Origin of the sequence: Candidatus Erwinia haradaeae (assembly GCF_900698925.1) — a bacterium.
In the GTDB taxonomy this organism is placed as follows: Bacteria; Pseudomonadota; Gammaproteobacteria; order Enterobacterales; family Enterobacteriaceae; genus Erwinia_E; species Erwinia_E haradaeae_I.
Window position 1 is genome coordinate 883,478 of the sequence record NZ_LR217713.1, and the last position, 19,811, is coordinate 903,288.

The 19,811-nt window shown below is 32.1% G+C and carries 15 protein-coding genes, 2 tRNA genes and 1 pseudogene; 14 read left to right on the forward strand and 4 right to left on the reverse strand.

All coding sequences use genetic code 11. The features are described 5' to 3' along the window. Positions 1-105: 105 nt before the first annotated feature. From cyoB to kdsB, 8 genes are all read left to right on the forward strand, one after another. Positions 106-2,097: a cytochrome o ubiquinol oxidase subunit I gene (gene cyoB / locus HACICURV3402_RS02680; protein ID WP_157992926.1), complete on the forward strand. Its 1,992-nt coding sequence runs from the start codon at positions 106-108 to the stop codon at positions 2,095-2,097. Continuing rightward, complete coding sequence (gene cyoC / locus HACICURV3402_RS02685) at positions 2,087-2,674, forward strand: cytochrome o ubiquinol oxidase subunit III (RefSeq protein WP_408609273.1); 588 nt, start codon at positions 2,087-2,089, stop codon at positions 2,672-2,674. Before cyoB ends, cyoC begins: the two co-directional genes overlap by 11 nt. After that, the gene (gene cyoD / locus HACICURV3402_RS02690; protein WP_157992783.1) at positions 2,674-3,009 is read left to right on the forward strand and encodes a cytochrome o ubiquinol oxidase subunit IV; all 336 of its coding nucleotides are present in this window, start codon (positions 2,674-2,676) and stop codon (positions 3,007-3,009) included. Before cyoC ends, cyoD begins: the two co-directional genes overlap by 1 nt. 12 nt (positions 3,010-3,021) lie before the next feature. Beyond that, complete coding sequence (gene cyoE / locus HACICURV3402_RS02695; RefSeq protein ID WP_157992784.1) at positions 3,022-3,873, forward strand: heme o synthase; 852 nt, start codon at positions 3,022-3,024, stop codon at positions 3,871-3,873. A 174-nt stretch (positions 3,874-4,047) separates the two neighbouring features. After that, the gene (locus HACICURV3402_RS02700; RefSeq protein WP_157992785.1) at positions 4,048-5,427 is read left to right on the forward strand and encodes an MFS transporter; all 1,380 of its coding nucleotides are present in this window, start codon (positions 4,048-4,050) and stop codon (positions 5,425-5,427) included. Between the two features lie 587 nt (positions 5,428-6,014). Further along, positions 6,015-6,953 (forward strand): malate dehydrogenase, encoded by a 939-nt coding sequence (mdh, locus tag HACICURV3402_RS02705; protein ID WP_157992786.1) that lies wholly within the window; start codon positions 6,015-6,017, stop codon positions 6,951-6,953. Positions 6,954-7,085: 132 nt separating this feature from the next. Beyond that, positions 7,086-7,271, forward strand: a complete 186-nt coding sequence (locus tag HACICURV3402_RS02710; RefSeq protein WP_157992787.1) for a Trm112 family protein — start codon at positions 7,086-7,088, stop codon at positions 7,269-7,271. Beyond that, positions 7,268-8,014, forward strand: coding sequence for a 3-deoxy-manno-octulosonate cytidylyltransferase (gene kdsB / locus HACICURV3402_RS02715; protein WP_157992788.1), 747 nt, complete (start codon positions 7,268-7,270; stop codon positions 8,012-8,014). Before HACICURV3402_RS02710 ends, kdsB begins: the two co-directional genes overlap by 4 nt. Positions 8,015-8,364: 350 nt before the next feature. Here kdsB and HACICURV3402_RS02720 read toward each other — a convergent pair whose 3' ends face one another. Continuing rightward, positions 8,365-8,586, reverse strand: a complete 222-nt coding sequence (locus HACICURV3402_RS02720; RefSeq protein ID WP_331869763.1) for a hypothetical protein — start codon at positions 8,584-8,586, stop codon at positions 8,365-8,367. 657 nt (positions 8,587-9,243) lie between these two features. Here HACICURV3402_RS02720 and HACICURV3402_RS02725 point away from each other — a divergent pair. Then, complete coding sequence (locus tag HACICURV3402_RS02725; RefSeq protein ID WP_157992789.1) at positions 9,244-10,023, forward strand: inositol monophosphatase family protein; 780 nt, start codon at positions 9,244-9,246, stop codon at positions 10,021-10,023. A gap of 532 nt (positions 10,024-10,555) precedes the next feature. Here the strand turns inward: HACICURV3402_RS02725 and queC are convergent. After that, positions 10,556-11,251 (reverse strand): 7-cyano-7-deazaguanine synthase QueC, encoded by a 696-nt coding sequence (queC, locus tag HACICURV3402_RS02730; RefSeq protein ID WP_157992790.1) that lies wholly within the window; start codon positions 11,249-11,251, stop codon positions 10,556-10,558. A gap of 1,164 nt (positions 11,252-12,415) precedes the next feature. On the opposite strand from queC, the gene degP reads away from it, so the two are divergent. The 5 genes and pseudogenes from degP to HACICURV3402_RS02755 all read left to right on the forward strand — a co-directional run bounded on the left by degP (position 12,416) and on the right by HACICURV3402_RS02755 (position 18,180). Then, a complete protein-coding gene (gene degP, locus HACICURV3402_RS02735) occupies positions 12,416-13,855 on the forward strand; it encodes a serine endoprotease DegP (RefSeq protein ID WP_157992791.1) in 1,440 nt (479 codons plus the stop codon). Positions 13,856-14,053: 198 nt separating this feature from the next. Continuing rightward, positions 14,054-14,995 (forward strand): ADP-glyceromanno-heptose 6-epimerase, encoded by a 942-nt coding sequence (rfaD, locus tag HACICURV3402_RS02740; protein ID WP_157992792.1) that lies wholly within the window; start codon positions 14,054-14,056, stop codon positions 14,993-14,995. Between the two features lie 12 nt (positions 14,996-15,007). After that, a complete protein-coding gene (gene waaF / locus HACICURV3402_RS02745; RefSeq protein WP_157992793.1) occupies positions 15,008-16,045 on the forward strand; it encodes a lipopolysaccharide heptosyltransferase II in 1,038 nt (345 codons plus the stop codon). 10 nt (positions 16,046-16,055) lie between these two features. Then, positions 16,056-17,021 (forward strand): lipopolysaccharide heptosyltransferase RfaC, encoded by a 966-nt coding sequence (gene rfaC / locus HACICURV3402_RS02750; RefSeq protein ID WP_157992794.1) that lies wholly within the window; start codon positions 16,056-16,058, stop codon positions 17,019-17,021. Beyond that, positions 17,018-18,180: pseudogene (locus tag HACICURV3402_RS02755) on the forward strand (glycosyltransferase family 4 protein). Before rfaC ends, HACICURV3402_RS02755 begins: the two are co-directional and overlap by 4 nt. Before the next feature lie 1,289 nt (positions 18,181-19,469). On the opposite strand, the gene HACICURV3402_RS02760 reads toward HACICURV3402_RS02755, so the two are convergent. Together HACICURV3402_RS02760 and HACICURV3402_RS02765 are read right to left on the reverse strand one after the other, a co-directional pair. Further along, positions 19,470-19,545 (reverse strand) — tRNA-Lys (locus tag HACICURV3402_RS02760). A gap of 10 nt (positions 19,546-19,555) precedes the next feature. Next, a tRNA-Val gene (locus tag HACICURV3402_RS02765) sits at positions 19,556-19,631 on the reverse strand. Positions 19,632-19,811: the final 180 nt, after the last annotated feature.

Sequence of the window (19,811 nt, forward strand, 5' to 3'; positions counted from 1 at the left end):
TAGTATCTCATTAAGCTTTAATTAAGTGTTATCAACCCTAATTCAGTTATTTTGTACATTTTATACATAAACTCCTTCCCTACAGAGGAACCGAGGCATCACATGATTTTAGGAAAATTAACTCTCAATTCTATACCATTCCATGAACCAATTATCATGATAACTCTTTCTACTATTATGATTCTTGGTGTTAGCATTGCCGCAGCTATTACATATTGTAATAAATGGAAATACCTTTGGTGTGAATGGTTAACCTCTTTAGATCATAAAAAAATAGGAATTATGTATCTTGTGATGGCCTTTATCATGTTACTCCGAGGTTTTGCCGACGCTATTATGATGCGCAGCCAACAAGTTCTTGCCTCTGCAGGCAAGCCTGGCTTCTTACCGCCACATCACTACGATCAGATTTTTACTGCTCACGGTGTAATTATGATCTTTTTTGTAGCTATGCCGCTAGTCGTAGGATTGATGAATATCATTGTTCCATTACAAATTGGAACTCGCGATGTAGCATTTCCATTTTTAAACAACCTAAGCTTTTGGTTCACTGTTATAGGAGCAATTTTAATCAATCTCTCACTAGGAATTGGTGAATTTGCACAAACAGGTTGGCTAGCTTACCCCCCTCTCTCAGGCCCGCAATATAGCCCTGGCGTCGGAGTGGATTACTGGATATGGAGTCTGCAACTTTCTGGTATTGGAACAACCTTGACGGGTATCAATTTCATAGTTACTATCCTCAAGATGCGCACCCATGGCATGAGCATGCTTAAGATGCCAGTATTCACTTGGACTTCATTGTGCACAAATATACTGATAATCGCTGCGTTTCCTGTTCTAACAACCACTCTAAGCCTTCTAACCCTAGATCGTTATCTAGATTTTCATTTCTTTAGCAACGAAATGGGGGGTAATATGATGATGTATGTTAATTTAATCTGGATTTGGGGTCATCCAGAAGTCTATATCCTTATTCTACCAATCTTTGGTGTATTTTCTGAGGTTGTTGCTACCTTTTCACGTAAAAGCTTGTTCGGCTATATCTCATTAATTGGAGCAACAGTAGTTATTACCATTCTATCATTCCTTGTCTGGCTGCATCACTTTTTTACAATGGGTGCTGGAGCAGATGTAAACGCCTTCTTTGGTATAATGACAATGATTATTGCCATTCCTACAGGTGTGAAAATCTTTAACTGGCTATTTACAATGTATAAAGGAAGAATCCGATTACATTCTTCCATGTTGTGGACTATCGGTTTTTTAGTTACATTTTCTGTGGGAGGAATGAGCGGAGTACTACTCGCTATCCCAGGCGCGGATTTTGTTTTACATAATAGCTTATTTCTTATTGCTCACTTCCATAATGTGATTATCGGAGGGGTCGTCTTTGGCTGTTTTGCAGGAATAGCATATTGGTTCCCCAAAATATTCGGCATTATTTTAAATGAAAAATGGGGAATACGTTCATTCTGGTTTTGGATTCTTGGTTTTTTTACTGCATTTATTCCGTTATATGTTTTAGGATTTATGGGAATGACACGGCGTCTCAGTCAAGACATTGATCCACAATTCCATACTATGCTAGTAATTGCAGCCGGGGGAACTATATTGATTAGTTGTGGCATTATCTGCCAATTCATTCAGCTCTATGTTACCATCCGTGACCGTAAAAATAACCGTGACCTAACTGGTGACCCTTGGGGAGGGCGCACATTAGAATGGTCAACCTCCTCACCACCACCATTCTATAATTTTGCTATTTTACCTAAAATAAATGCACGCGATGCTTTTTGGCACATGAAAAAAAAAGAAAAAATATTTCAAGATATCCCAGAATATACTGCCATTCATATGCCAAAAAATAGTAGCGTTGGAATTATCATAGCTTTCTTTAGTCTCCTATTCGGTTTTTCGATGATCTGGCATATTTGGTGGTTAGTTTGTATATCATTTTTAGCAACTCTCATATCTTGGATGATAAAGAGTTTTGATGAAGATATTGATTACCACGTCCCTATTCACGATATTATAATTATTGAAAATCATCACATCAATGAAAGAAAAAAATCAGAGATTGATTATGTTAACTAAAACCATCTCTCCCCACGATAATATGAGTACTAACAAAATCTTTGGATTCTGGTTATACCTGATGAGTGACTGCATTATTTTCGCTACTTTATTTGCTACCTACGGCGTAATGGTAACAAACACTGCAAGTGGTCCAACAGGTAAAGATATCTTCAATTTACCATTTGTTCTGTTAGAAACCATTTGTCTTTTGATAAGCTCCGGGACCTGTGGTCTCGTCTTAATTCGAATGCATCAAGAGAAAAAAAATTCAGTTATATTGTGGTTTGGACTGACTATTGTCTTCGGCCTTTCTTTTATTGGAATGGAGGGATATGAACTATTACATCTAATCACTAAAGGAATGGGACCTAGTCTAAGTGGTTTTTTATCTGCTTTCTTTACACTGCTTGGAGCGCATGCACTACATGTGACCGCTGGATTGATTTGGATGATCTTGCTCATGATCCAAATAGCTCGAAGAGGTTTAACCACTATTAACTGTATACGAATCATGTGTTTAAGCCTATTTTGGCATTTTCTAGATATAATATGGATATGTGTATTTACCATTGTTTACTTAATAGGAAAAATATAATGTACCAGATTCCAATTAAGTCTAAAGATAATTTTTCAAAAACCGCTATCAAGTCTTATAGCACCGGTTTATCTTTTTCAATTCTTCTCACAGTCGTACCATTTTTGGTAGTTTTAAACGGTCAAATATCTCGAACTAGCATACTATCTATAGTTTTGACATGCGCAGTATGCCAAATACTAGTACATCTAATATACTTTCTGCACCTTGATCACAAATCAGAAGGTGGATGGACTTTAATCTCTAGCATATTTGTAGCAATAATAGTCTTAATTATTATTATTGGTTCTTTATGGATCATGTGGAATTTAAATCAAAATATGATACATGATTAAATAGATAATCTAATGATTAAACACTATCTGGAACTAACGAAACCGGGAATTATTGTTGGAAATTTAATTGCTTTAATCGGCGGTTTTTTACTTGCTTCTGAATATAAGATCGACTATTATCGTTTTTTTTTCACCATAATGGGAACGCTTCTAATCATCGCATCTAGTTGTGTTTATAACAATTACATAGATCGAGATATTGATAAAAAAGCTCAAAGAACAAAAAATAGAATTTTATCATCCACTCTCATTTCTTTGCGAACTGTTCTTTTTTACGCAACCACATTAGGTATATCCGGTTTTATAATACTTATTTATGGCACAAATCCTTTAGCAACCTGCTTCGCTATCATAGGGTTTATAATTTACGTTGGCGTCTATAGTCTATATATGAAACGTCATTCTATCTATGGTACCCTTATAGGTTCCCTATCAGGTTCCACCCCTCCTTTAATAGGCTACTGCTCAGCCTCTGGAAAATTTGACTCTGCAGCTCTAATATTGCTATCTATATTTAGCCTTTGGCAAATACCACACTCTTATGCTATTTCTATTTTATATTTAAAAGATTATCAAATCACTAACATTCCAGTTTTACCAGTCAAGCGTGGAATTATAGAAGCTAAAAAACATATCATAATATATATTATTGCATTTATTGCTTCCACAATGATGTTGTTCATAGCAGGATACACTGGGTATAAGTATCTTATTGTAATGAGTATAGTAGGTATCTGGTGGCTGAGTGTAGCTGTTATTGGTTACAAAACCTACAGCAATCCACTTTGGGCTAAAAAAGTTTTTCTCTTATCCCTGATAGTAATCAGTGCTTTTAGCATTATGATATCAATAGATATTGCATAATAATCCTATAATAAACCACCCTCTTTTTTTCGATTTCAAATCCATAAAACCACTTAACTAAAACCAATCAATAAAACCTAAAGAACCTCTTTTAACCAATCGTAACACTTTTAATAATGTTTAAAAAAATTTACTCTGCAATCATAAAATACAATTCAAGACCTGGAGATAGTTATGAATTATAACAAAATGAGCAGAATTGAACTACGAGCTACCTGGGGTCTAAGTACAGTATTTTTCTTACGTATGTTGGGTATGTGCATAGTACTACCAATCCTAACTGTTTATGGAATGCAGATTCCAAAAGCCAGCGAAACACTGATTGGACTTGCTATTGGAATATATGGTGCAACTCAAGCAATTTTTCAAATCCCTTTTGGTATATTGTCAGATAGATTCGGACGAAAACCATTAATTATAATAGGTCTATTGCTTTTCACTGCAGGGAGTTTAGTAGCCGCCATAACTGAATCCATATGGGGTATCATTCTTGGACGTGCATTACAAGGTTCTGGTGCAATATCATCTGTTATTATGGCTTTATTATCTGATCTTACCTCTGAACAAAACTATACTAAAGCAATAACATTTATTGGTATGGGTTTCGGCATCACCTTTTCTATTGCCATCATAATAGGACCCGTTATTGCTAATATACTAAACATACATGCATTGTTCTCTATTACTGCTTTGCTTGCTATTATCGCCATTATGATTACAGTAATTATAGTTCCATCATCATCAATACAGATACTAAATCGCGATGTAGTAACTGTACGTAGTGGTATAAAAACTATTATAACCAATAAGCATTTAATTAAGTTAAATCTTAGCATATTCTTTCTACATGTATTACTAATGTCTAACTTTATTAGCTTGCCTACACAATTCTCACTATCAGGATTTCCCTCTAAGGATCACTGGAAAATTTACTTATGCACCATATTCATTTCTTTTGTCACTACGATCCCATCTGTTCTCTATGCTGAAGTTAACAAAAAAATGAAATCAGTGGTTATTTCTTGCACAATATTAATGTTAAGTTCTGAAATCCTATTATGGCATTCTGATCATGTATTTTATAAACTATTCATGGGGTTACAAATATTTTTCATTAGTTTTAACATTATGGAAGCAATATTACCCTCACTAATTAATAAAGAATGCCCAGCAGGCTTCAAAGGGACAGCTATGGGGTTATACTCTACCAGTCAATTTCTTGGTGTAGCAATTGGGGGTAGTGTTAATGGCTGGTTGTTAGATCATTTTGGCGTGAATCATGTATTTCTTTTTGGTTCTCTTCTTTCTCTAACATGGTTATTGTTAACTATGAATATGAGAGAACCACCTTATCTAAGCAGTTTACGACTAACACTTTCATCTTCTTCTATCAACATGGTGAAACTCGAGAAATCCCTAAGAGCTCATCAAGGGGTTTTTGATGTATTATTACTACCGAAAGAAAAAAATATTTATATCAAGATCGATAATAAAATTGCCTCCCGTTCTTCAATAGAAAAAATTATTTCAGATCACACAATCCCTCAAAAATAAAACGAAATAATAAAAATCTAGATCAATGCCTTTGTCACCAACACGATCTTGTATTACAATTATCAAGTTCAATATTCACCCTATACGGCATGCTTGTATATTCTATAAGATTGATAAAAATCAACCATGAAAAATAATCTATTGAGAATTAATCGATAAGACTAATGACATTGTCATGCCTTCCTGTAATAAATACATGATCATATCTATCCATGCTTTTATAAAATACAATTAACCTTCCAATCTCAATAAAAAAATTACTCTACTTACCAGGAACTTCTGCGATGAATCATAGATCAATCATAAAATCTAACATATAACATTAATCTCATGCTTGAATATACATATAGTTTTATATATAGTTTCCTTTTCTTTAACAAAAAACTATAATAACAGAACGAGATTGAGTCTCTAAATTCAAATGTATTACTTTCAAATTTTTATAAATCATGAATGATATATATCACATAATGATATATATCACATAAAATATATTAAAATAATCAATATTTTAAATCCATTTAAATCCAAATGATATAAACTCATTCATCACTAAAATCCTAACAACATCATATAAGGAATAACATATGAAAGTTACAGTGCTTGGTGCAGCAGGAGCTATTGGACAATCTCTTGCTCTTCTTCTTAAGATGAAGCTACCGAATAACTCAGATCTCTCTCTTTACGATATATCCACTGTTACTCCAGGTATTGCTCTAGATTTAAGCCATATCCCGACTTCTGTAAAAATAAACGGATTCCATAGTGTACAGATTGGAGAAGCTCTTAGTAATTCTAATATAGTCCTTATTTCAGCTGGTTTTGCACGCAAACCAGGAATGGATCGCTCTGATCTCTTTATCTGCAATGCAGAAATTATACAAAGCCTTATCCAAGAAATTGCAATATACACCCCTAACGCATTAATCGGTATTATCACAAATCCTATTAATTCAATCATTCCCGTTGCCGCTTCAGTTCTAAAAAAAGCTGGAGTTTATAATAGAAGTAAGTTATTTGGAATAACTACACTAGATATCATACGATCTAATACATTTATAGCCAGATTAAAACAAAAAAATCCAGAAAAAATCAATACCCCAGTAATTGGAGGCCACTCCGGCATTACTATACTTCCCCTTCTATCACAATTAACTCAAGATTATGATTTCAGCGAAAAAGAAATTTACGATCTAACTAAACAAATACAAAATGCAGGTAACGCAGTTCTAGAAGCGAAAGCAGGTGGAGGATCTGCCACTCTTGCTATGAGCGTAGCTGCTACGCGCTTTACTCTCTCGTTAATACGAGCTTTAGAGGGAGAAAGAAATATTTTAGAATATGCGTATGTAGAAGGCAATACAGAATATGCGCGCTTTTTTTCACAACCATTTGTATTGGGTCAAAGTGGAATTATAGAATATCGATCTATCGGATATCTAAGTAATTTTGAAAAAAATATGCTAAGTAATATGCTAAACACCCTAAATAATGATATTAGTATCGGAGAAAAATTTATTGAATAAACAATCTCAATATTGTTATAGAAGCTATTATAGAATAGAAAATGTTAACAGAAACTTGTACATCTTTAAAAAAGGTAGATCTTAAATATGGATAAAATCCATATCATATTAATATTATAATCCTAAGATGCTATGAATCTAAAGTTACTTGAAATTATTGCTTGTCCAATCTGTCATGGACGACTATTTTTTTACACTACAAGTCAGAAAGAACTAGTCTGTATAACTGATCGTATAGCGTATCCAATTAAAGACGGTATACCGATTTTAATAAAAAATCGAGCTCGAATTATCTCTATACCAGAAAGTCATTTATGAATTTTATTGCCATCATTCCAGCACGCTTTTCTTCCAGCCGCCTTCCTGGAAAACCTCTTTTAACTATACACGGAAAACCCATGATAGTACGTGTCATTGAACAGGCTAGGAAATCTAATGCTAAACGAGTAATTGTTGCTACTGATCATCCTGGAATAGAGTCCGTAGTTAAAGCGATAAATGGAGAAGTATGCATGACCAGATCCAACCATAGTTCCGGTATTGAAAGAATATCTGAAGTACTCGAACACTACCAACTTCCTGATGACACAGTCGTTGTTAACATCCAAGGGGATGAACCTATGATGCCTCCTGAAATAATTAATCAGGTTGCAAGTAATATTAAATTATACGATGTAAATATAGCAACAATAGCAGCACCAATCACCTCTATAGACGAAGCGTTCAATCCAAATATAGTCAAAGTAGTACGCGATCTCTATGGCCATGCCCTTTACTTTTCTCGTGCTATCATTCCTTTTCACTACAAACCATTAAGCATTAAATCATCCACGATATGCGACAATGTTTTACGGCATATTGGAATCTATAGTTATCACGCTCGTTTAATTCGCCAATATATACGATGGAATAAAAGCCCGTTAGAATGCATTGAATCTCTAGAACAACTACGAATTTTATCCTACGGAGAAAAAATACATGTCGACCTCGCAACAGTAAATCCAAGTAATAGCATAGATACACCAGAAGATCTTATGCGCATACGTACAGCTGAGATATAACTCATCCGTACGCATACTACATTATCCATTCTCACATCTTAAGAAGGAAGAATATACAAGATAGACATTACTTAATCAGTCTGACTGACTCATTATCCATTTTATACATATCTTCTTATATCTTATATGAAAAGAATGTATTCTGATTATAAAAGCTCTTCTTGCTTATTTATTCTATAAATACTCATGTGGCTGAAGCTATTCAGAAATATTCATTATAGTTCTTAAAAGAACTTTCCAAATCTTTTGACATTCCTCCACTCATTACAAATGAACTTTCTTCTTTATGATCCCTAATCTTTATTCCCATTACATAAAAAAATAAAAATATGAAATTTAATTATCCAATACTATTGATATTGTCGACCTAGACGTTGTTTCATTTCTCGTTGATACTTATTATAGTCATCACCACATTCGGCAGAGCAAAATGCTGTACCTACAACGATTATTTCATCCTTGCACCAGATACATTTTCCATCAGGACTTTGCAAGCTACGTTCTCTGGATGAAAGTGCTGCTTTAATCATATCCTGTTCACGCTTTTGCGCTAAATCTGCTTCATCCATCATCAACTCCTACATGTATTTATGTTTTTGGATCCCAGTGTACTACAGTGACAAGTAATAAATAGCGATTTCTCATATCTTATACGCAAGAATAGTAACTATAATACAGGATTTGATATCTAATTTTTTATCTAAAATATAAAAAAACACTTTGATCACCTACCACAGGTAGAAGGAGATTAAAATATAATGAATCTGTATAACATATCAGTTTACTATGAGAAAATTCATTATAGAGATATACATTGACAAAAATTTTCAAACCTATTAAATCAATATTTACAAAAACGATATTCCAGTTAAATCTTGTATTGATGAATAAATAAAAAAAATAACAAATAAATAGGATTAAAACAAAATAAAATGAACAAACTACTCTAACACTAAATCACTTCGTCTAGATAATTATTTGCTCGATTTTCAAAATAGTCTAATCAGGATATCTGATAGATTAAAAAACAATATATATTCAAGTAACTACCTATCGTTTTCATCTATTCTGAGAACTATTTTAATCTGTTTATGATAAAATAATATCATGCTCAAGTTTAGAAAAAACTGTGATTATTTCTTAGTCATAAATCAAGAAATTTAAGAACTAATCTTGCTATGTAACATCCCATATACTTTTCTTAAATATTTAACGAGACTATAGCACCTATGCACCCTATGCTCAACATTGCCATTCGCGCTGTGCGTAAAGCTGGCACTATTCTTACCAGGCACTATGAAATGACAGGGTATCACGAAACCTATAAAGATAATCATCAGACCTTATCTAAGAACATAAAACAGGAAATACTATGTCAAATGAGCGCATTGATTCTAAAATCTTATCCAGAACATTTAATTTTTACAGAAGACAGCATCAAAATGGAAGAGAACCTAAATACACAATGGCTAATTAATCCTATAGATAGCACCGTTAACTATAGAAAAAAATTGCCTCATTTTAGTGTTTCTATTACTGCTCGCATTAAAAAACGAAGCGAGATCTCAGTAGTATACGACCCAATGCGCAATGAATTATTTTGCGCTAGCCGAGGTCAGGGTGCTCAATTAAATGGATATCGAATAAGGGGTGGATTTTCCCGAGATATTAATAACGCCATTATTGCAACAAGTTTTCCTTCTGTAAACAACCCAAATCATAAAACCTATTTTCATATAATCAATAGGATCTCGACCCAATGCCCTAATATGCGTAGCAGTGGTTCGCCATCATTAGATCTAGCGTACATAGCATCCGGACGAATTGATGCTTTCTGTGAAGCTGGATTACAACCCTTAGACTTTGCTGCTGGTGAACTCTTAATACGAGAAGCAGGTGGTCTAGTGACTGACTTTTCTGGAGCACATGATTACTTTGAATCCGGAAATCTTATAGCAGGTAATACGCGAATCGTGAAAACAATACTCACGCATGTAAAGAGGGTATAAGAGTCATCATAAAATATTAATGCTCTTATCAATTAATTTCAAGTAAATACTAATATTTAGTATATTCACATTTAAACGATAAAATAAAAAGATAGATTTACTTACTTTCAAATACATTTTTATATAGATTTCTATCTTATCTTGCATAAGTTAAACTTAATACGAGTATACTCAATTCTCTCTTATAAACATCATCAATAAAACCTTTATGATACATATGATAATTAGTTAGGGTTGTAACGAATTCATTTTACCTTATTATTTAATTATTCAACATACCATGAATAAAATATTTTATGACACACCATCAATCTATGCTTATATTAAAAATAATATTGCTGTCTAAATTTATATAAAGAAAAAAACCATCACGCTGTATAAATCACAGATAGATATTTACTATGTTCTCAATTTTTCTATATACAATCAATAGCTCATGAAGATGAGCTAAATATAAAACTTGCTATCAAGCTTTTGTAGAACACTCTTAGATCATAATATTTATATTTCTCAACCAACTTATGACTTTTAATTAATTTCTCTTATCATGTAAACTTTGTCTTACAGAAGATTTATTATTTAAATACTCTTTGAGACCATTATTACGCAAGACACAAGCATTGCATTCTCTACACCCATAACTCTTTATACCATTATAACACGTAATAGTTTCATGAATTACAAAGTATAACACTCCAAGAAGATCTGCTAATGCCCAAATTTCAGCTTTAGTCAACCTCATTAAAGGGGTTTTAAAAACAATGTCGAAGTGCATTCCTAATGATATAGCACGATTCATGGCAAGAATAAAGGCATTACGACAATCTGGATAACCTGAAAAATCTGTTTCACAAACCCCTATAATCACAACTGAAGATTGTAACTGATAAGCATACATTGAAGCTAATGTGAGAAACAAAATATTACGACCTGGAACAAAAGTACTAGGTATAGACCCATCTTGATGGCTTCTCACCTCAATATCTGATAAGTTATTAATTATTAAACTAGAAGACGAAAGCTCATACAAAACCGAAATATCCATAAATTTATGAGACTGAACACCTAATTGCAAAGCAAGATTTCTTGCAACATCAATCTCTTTCTTATGGCGTTGTCCATAATAAAATGTCAAACAGTAAATAAATTCATACTGCTTGAGAGCCTCTATTAAACATATAGTTGAGTCCTGACCACCACTAAAGACTACAACCGCTGTCTTTTTCATCTATAAACTCTCTTGGGAATAATATTAATTCTTGCTTAACATATCAATCACATTATTTTTCATTAACTTTAATTTAAAGAAAATAAATATCTATGTAACCATAAAATAACCTTGTAGTAAATAACATCAAAGATGTTCCTATTATAGGAACACATTACAATGATATTAAAAATCTAAACCTTAGATAAGTCCCAAAAAGGATAAGATGTCCATCAATAAAAAATATAACACAATATAAAGGTAAAATGCTCATGAAATTATATGAAATAACTGATCGATTATAATGAAATCAATCAATATTCGATCAATCATTCAAATGAAACGTAGAACAATAATTAGATAAAAATAATTACCTAATTTTATCTGATAATCTTATTATAAATGAATTATCTCTTAAAGAATGCGAACCCCTAAAGAAAAAAATAATGCACATATCTATAAACTATATAATATACTGAATAGTATCTAGACTACCATTCATACTATTATTGACCACGCTTCGCAAGCATAATATACAGAAAAAGTAAGATCTGTTAGCTAATCAAAAATTAATATTAAGTAAATCAAACATAAAAAAACTATATACCATAGCCCCTACTTCATTATCATAGAAGTATCTATATATACAGGCTATACAAAATTATAAAAAATAAGAAAACCACTAACTCTAGATTTCCCCTCAATAACACCTAGAAGTTCTCTAACTGACTGCAAAATACAAAATTAAAATAGTCTTATTTTTTTCTGAAAAAAGAATAGTATACATCTTACAAAACTATCATGATCATTATTGAAAAAAAATAAATAAGAAAAAAATAAAACATTAATTACTATACCATCCAGTGTCTATTAATATATAGCTAATTAACTTAAAGATAAAACATAACGTTAAGTCTTGTTGCTCACAAAATCTATTTTTTATAAACATTTACAATCTTTAATTTAAAAATCTTAATAAATCAATTATATATCATATACTAATAAATAACAGATAAAAGCTATCCAAATACATTTAAAAAAATTTATGAAGTAATAAATACAAAAAATAAATACTCATTTATACAAAAAGACTCTAGAAATAAAAACTAGTGGTAAATATATAAATCTTATTATTTAATAAATAAACTATTAGATATTTTATTGAATAACTTGAGAATCTTCCTTATGAAAAAAAACATATTAATATTAAATGCATTAGCATTAAGCTTGGGTTTAACTCTGCCATCCTTTTCTGCAACCTCTAGTGAAAGCATTGTATCATCTCAACAATCACCACAATCTAATAGTCTAGCTCCGATGTTAGAAACTGTGATGCCATCAGTAGTGAGCATCAATGTTGAGGGAACAATACTACGTAAAACAGAACAATTTTCACAATTCCAACCTTTCTTCGGTGGTGGCTCACCATTTTGTCAAGAAGGCTCCCCGTTCCTTGGCTCACCATTATGCCCCGCAGGCCCACCAAACGATAATTATGGCTCAGATGGACAGCAACAGAAATTTCGAGCACTAGGCTCTGGCGTAGTAATCGATGCCATAAAAGGATATGTAGTAACCAATCACCACGTTGTTGATAATGCAACAAAAATTCAAGTACAATTAAGTGATGGAAGAAAATATGACGCCAAAATTATCGGTAAAGATCCTCGATCAGACATTGCTTTAATTCAAATATCAGAAGTAAAAAACCTCATAGCCATTAAGATCGCTGATTCAGAAAACCTACGTGTAGGTGACTATACTGTTGCCATTGGCAATCCTTATGGTCTTGGAGAAACTGTCACTTCAGGTATTATTTCTGCCTTAGGACGAAGCGGGCTCAATACGGATCACTATGAAAACTTTATCCAAACCGATGCTGCTATTAATCGGGGAAACTCAGGTGGTGCATTAATCAATTTAAGTGGTGAGCTCATTGGTATTAATACTGCTATTCTTGCACCAGATGGAGGTAATATCGGTATTGGATTTGCTATTCCATCAAATATGGTCAAAAACCTATGTACTCAAATGGTTACGTATGGTCAAGTAAAACGAGGAGAATTAGGAATTATTGGAATTGAGCTCAACTCAGAACTAGCTAAAGCCATTAAAGTTGATGTTCAGCGAGGTGCATTTATTAGCCAAGTATTACCCAAATCTTCAGCAGCACGGGCAGGCATACGAGCAGGTGATGTAATTATCTCCATTAATAACAAACCAATCTCCAGTTTTGCTGCTTTACGCGCTCAAATCGGTTCGTTACCAGTAGGAACGACAATGAAATTAGGTATAATACGCTCTGGCGCACCAATAAGTATTACTCTTTCTTTAGAGCCAAGTAAAACAGAAAAAGTAGAATCTGGTACTATATATGGTGGAATTGAGGGCGCAGATCTTAAAAATTACGACGCACAAGGTATAAAGGGAGTTAAAATTGATAACCTAAAAGAGGGCTCGGCAGCAGCAAGAATTGGTCTTAAAAAGAATGATATTATCATGGGAATTAATCAACAACCAATTACTAATTTAGATGAACTACGAAAAATCCTTGATAGCAAACCTTCCGTTCTTGCACTTAACATTCAACGTGGTGAAAACTCAATCTATCTTCTTATGCAGTAAAAATAAGAGAAAATATCTGCTAATCATATATTCGCAACTCTATCTTTATAAGGACAAGTTGACATATTCCTTGAGACCAACTTCTTTAAATAAAAGAACATTCATTATTAAAATAATGATTTATGTTCTTTAGGATCCTAAAGAAAAAATAACATAACATGCTACCTAGTAAAAACATTCTATTAAGGATTTAAACTTATGGTAATTGTCACCGGAGGAGCTGGATTTATTGGCAGTAATATTATTCATTCCTTAAATGAAAAAAATTATACTGATATACTAGTAGTAGATAACCTTAACAACGGTATTAAATTTTCTAACATTTCAGATCTACATATTTCTGATTATATAGATAAAGAAAGTTTTCGAATGTCTATTCTAACAAACAAGAATTTCTTTAGAAACGTCGAGGCTGTATTTCATGAAGGGGCCTGCACAGATACAACTGAATGGAATGGAAAATACATGATGCATAATAATTATCAGTATTCTAAAGACCTACTAAACTGGTGTATTCAACAAAGTATTCCATTTCTTTATGCTTCCTCTGCTTCTGTTTATGGTCACTGTAAAGATGAATGTCTTGAAGAATCTAAATATGAATCTCCACTCAATATTTACAGCTATTCAAAAATGCTTTTTGATCATTATGTTCGAAAAGCTTTAACAACAGCAAAATCACCAATTTGTGGATGTCGTTACTTTAACGTCTATGGAGAAAAAGAAACTCATAAAAATAATATGGCTAGTATAATATTCCACTTAAACAAACAAATACAAACTGGAAAAGATCCTCAATTATTTATAGGTAGTCACAACTTTAAACGCGATTTTATTTACGTAAAAGACGCGGTATCAATAAAACTTTGGTTATGGGAAAAAACCATATCTGGAATTTTTAACTGCGGATCTGGCGTTGCCACTTCATTTCAAGAAGTAGCTGAAATCATATTAGAATTTCATAAAAAAAATGAAATTGAATATATCCCTTTTCCAGAAAGTCTTAAAGGATTCTATCAAAAATTCACAAAAGCAAATCTTACTAAACTAAAAAAAACAGGCTATGTTCCGTCATTTAAACACATTAAAATAGGGGTTTTAGAATATATAAAATCACTCAATCCTACCATGAAACGGTGAAAAAATAAGAGAATGAAAATTCTAGTTATAGGGCCTTCTTGGATTGGCGACATGATGATGTCACACAGCCTGTATCGTACTTTAAAAACAAACAATCCTAAAACCATCATTGATGTAATCGCACCTAATTGGTGCAAACCATTGATATCTCGCATGCCAGAAGTGCGAAAAGCATTAACTATGCCATTAAATCATGGAATTCTTAACTTAAAAGAACGTTGGCGTCTCAGTCAAAGGTTGCGTACATCATGTTATGATCAAGCGTTAGTTTTACCTGGTTCATTTAAATCTGCTCTAATCCCTTTCTTGGCATCTATTCCGCGTCGTACTGGATGGCGTGGAGAAATGCGTTATGGATTGCTAAATGATATACGCATATTAAACCATACAAATTTTCCACTAATGGTGCACCGCTATATCGCATTAGGATACGAAAAAAAAAATATACACAGCATAAACGACCTACCCAAACCCCTCTGTTTACCTCGACTTACAGTAAGTGATAAAGAAAAAAAAACTACTCTTAATACATTTAACATCGATTACAAGAGACCAATTATAAGTTTATGCCCTGGAACAGCTCATGGACTAGCTAAATGCTGGCCATTTTATCATTATGCAGAACTAACCAAACACTTAATTAATCTTGGTTATCAAATTTTATTACTTGGATCTACTAATGAAAAATATACTGGAATAGTAATTTTACAAGGCATTCCAAAAAAAAACAGAAAATATTGCTGTAATTTTATTGGTAAAACAAACTTAGAAGAAGCTGTTATCCTTATCTCCTGCTCTCATGCTATAATTAGCAATGACTCTGGATTAATGCATATTGCCGCTGCATTAAATCAACCATTAATTGCACTATATGGTCCCAGTGACCCAGGCTTTACTCCTCCCCTTTCCAAGAATGCACGGGTTATTCATTTGATGAGTAATAAAGACAAAATAAAAACAAACGATATACACGCTGGGTATCATCCAAGTCTTATTAAGATTACACCAGAAAAAGTCATTACTGAACTAAAAATACTCAATCTTATTTAAAGGCGTTACAATGCGGATTTTAATCATTAAAACATCTTCAATGGGAGATGTGATCCAGACTCTACCCGCATTAACTGATTCAATGCTAACACTCCCCAATCCTCGTTTTGATTGGGTAGTCGAGGAAGACTTTTCTGAAATTCCTGGCTGGCATCCAGCCGTTCATAAAGTAATTCCAGTAGCTTTACGTCGTTGGCGTAAAAATTGGTTTAGTCATAAAATACGACAGGAAAGAGAGAAATTTAAACATACGGTGCAATTAAATAAATATGACGCTATAATTGATGCTCAAGGTTTAATAAAAAGCGCTTGGTTTATTACTCGACTAGCAAAAGGAATCCGACATGGAGGTGATTTTCATAGTGCCAAAGAATCATTATCCAGCCTAGTATATGATAAACGTCATCGAATTCATAAAAAACAACATGCCGTGGAACGAATGAGACTTCTCTTTTCTAAAAGCCTTAATTATAGCATGCCACAAATGGATGCTAACTATGCTATTATAGATTTTTTTTCAAATCAGGCCTCCCAAGATTCTAAAAAGAATCTCGTATTTTTGCATGCCACAACCCAAAAAAATAAACATTGGCCAGAAAAAAATTGGCGCAGATTAATTAGTTCTATGGATGTTAACGGTCTGAACATCAAATTACCATGGGGAACAAATGATGAATGGCAACGCGCCAAAAGATTAGCAAAGGGATTCAGCTATGTTGAGGTCTTACCCAAACTATCTTTAGAAGAATTGGCACACATATTGATTAATTCTCGCGCCGTAGTATCAGTTGACACAGGACTCAGCCATCTAGCCTCTGCACTTAACCAACCAAATATAACACTCTATGGACCAACTAACCACGAATTAATTGGCAATTATGGTTATAATCAAATTTCACTATGCTCATCAGATAAACATATGGATACACTTACTGCTTCTATGGTGCAAAAAGAATTAGAAAAGGTGATTAGATGAAAACACTTCATATCATTAATTTATATGAATTAGGTGGTGTAGAGCGCATGTTTCTACAATATATTAACCATATCGATCATGAAAATGATGTAGTTATTTGTATCAGTCCTAAAGTCAGCAGTGATATTACAAAAAAATTGAAAAAAAAGTCATTTTTTCTAGTCGATTATGTAATCATCTAGCTCTTCGCTGTCCACAATTTATTCGTAAATTTTGGCTTAAATGGAAAATTGAAAAAACTTCTTCTGATATTATCATTGTCTGGGATCTTGTTATTAGACTATCTTCTAAACCAAAAAATAGAAAAATGATCTACTATGATCATGGAGCTTCCTCGCGCTTAACTTTGAATAAAAAAACAATAAATTTTTTTTCGATGCTTGATGGTGTAATTACAGTTTCATATGCATCAAAAAGAATCATGGAATTACGATTTCAACTTCCATGCCCCCATGTAGTAGTACATAATGGGATTCAAAAACCAATAAATATAACGATTAAAAATAAATTATCCACTTTTCCACTTCGACTAGGAACAGCATCACGTTTAGTAAATCTTAAGGGAATTAGTGTGTCTCTTCTAACTCTGCATGAATTATTGTTACGTGGTCACAACGTAACAATTGAAATTATTGGACAAGGACCATATAAAAAGCAATTAGAAATATTAACACAAAAATTAAATTTAAATGATCAAGTTATATTTTCACCTTTTCAAAATGAATTGTCTGATTTTTTTAATCGCATTGATATTTACATGAGCACTCCAATCACAGAAGCATTCGGCCTATCTTGTCTAGAAGCCCTCTACCATGGAGTTCCAGTAATTTTTCCTCTTATTGATGGACAACCTGAAATAGTTAGTAACCGTATATGTGGTCTAGGACTAGTCCCGAAGGTATCAGTAAAAGAGCATGAATGCATTACAGGAATAAAAATAAATTATCCCCATGCAGTGTATGATCCGATCGCCGATGTTTTGATAAGACCAAAACTTATCTCACATATAGATTGTGCTAATGCAGTAGAAATGTTAATGGTCAATGAGACTTATAGTCGATTTAGCTGGAACGCGCAACGCTGTACCAGAGAAAAATTTACGTTCGATATTTGTGAACAACAACTTCAGAATACATTATTCTTCTTTTTACAGAAATAATATTATTATGTATATATACTAGACAATGCTACACTATATTTGACAATGTTCAAACACCTTAGACACAGAAGATTTCATTATTAATTTTTTACATATCATTACTGCACTGAATCAATATTTTATCTCGATAAATTGATTTAAAATTTTTAAAAATATAGAAAATAGATAAACATCTGCTTATTAAATAAAACAATTAATAATTTTACTTGACTCTGATATTATTTAAGTTAAATACTATAGTTAGTTCATATAATCAACTTTTAAAAAACTATTTTTGCACAATTTTTGTGTATTTTGTACTAAGTAATTCTATAGATGATTATAGTATATAATAAAATACACAATTCATCTCATAAGAAATGAGATATATAAATTCAATTATATCCATAATATATTACGCGCCACAATTTATAATAAAATATAGATTACAGATAGAATAGATAATCTGTACCTAATTGAGATATATTAAAAATCAACTAATGAGTCTCTATAAATCTAGACCATATTCTATATCATTTTTATATATTCAGAATTATGATATTCAGTTGAAATAAAAAAAGCTAAATCATACTAAAAAAGTAATCAATATGGTACTTCTAATTACTCACAGCTAGAAGCGCCATTCATCTTCTAATATTTAGATTAGAAGTCTATAAAACTTCTTCTTTATTAAAAGCGAGATATTTTAAAAAAATATTTTTTCAATACAATTATGATATGATTAACATCATTAAAACTAAAAATACTTCTTTTCATACTAAAAATTACAAAATATCACTAAATTTTTTATGATAAGAATATCTATTAACCTAATATTAACTTACAACTAGATTATTTCTCATATTAAAAATATATTCATCAACAAACCAGAATATTCGAAATAAATATATGTACTTTGTCTGATAATATAAAAATACAGTACACTTAATTTATTTTTATTTAAGTGATCTATATTTTACTTTCATGAAAAAATTTAATGAAATTCATGCCTATTCAATAGGCATTACTTATATAGTTGAAATAAATATTCTTGAACTAATCCAATTAATAAGAATTTTATCTATAATAAAAATATGTAAATCATAACAAACTAATCTACATCATGAATGTTATAAATAAACCCACTACTATCCATTCTTCTCTTTCCTGCTTGTCCAGTATCATTGATACTTAGTTATGAAAACATTTTAATATTATTGAATACTATCATTATATTTCTTATTATAATCTAACAAATTATTATAATTTATGCAACATTATTCAATCCTTGTAAATTAAACATTTTAATATGGTGGGTCGTGCAAGATTCGAACCTGCGACCAATTGATTAAAAGTCAACTGCTCTACCGACTGAGCTAACGACCCAATTTAAATATGGTGGGTAATGACGGACTCGAACCGCCGACCCCCTCCGTGTAAAGGAGGTGCTCTACCAACTGAGCTAATCACCCTTAATCTCTTCTTTAGATTATAGAGAATATACCAACAAAGAGTCAATAAATTTACATATTAAAATACACAATTTCTTGCTATTGCTCCATATAATCTAGATTAATCTTTTTATATTCTTAACTTCAGCTCTATTATATCTATAATAACAAATAAATTTTCAAAACTAAATTAATTAACAA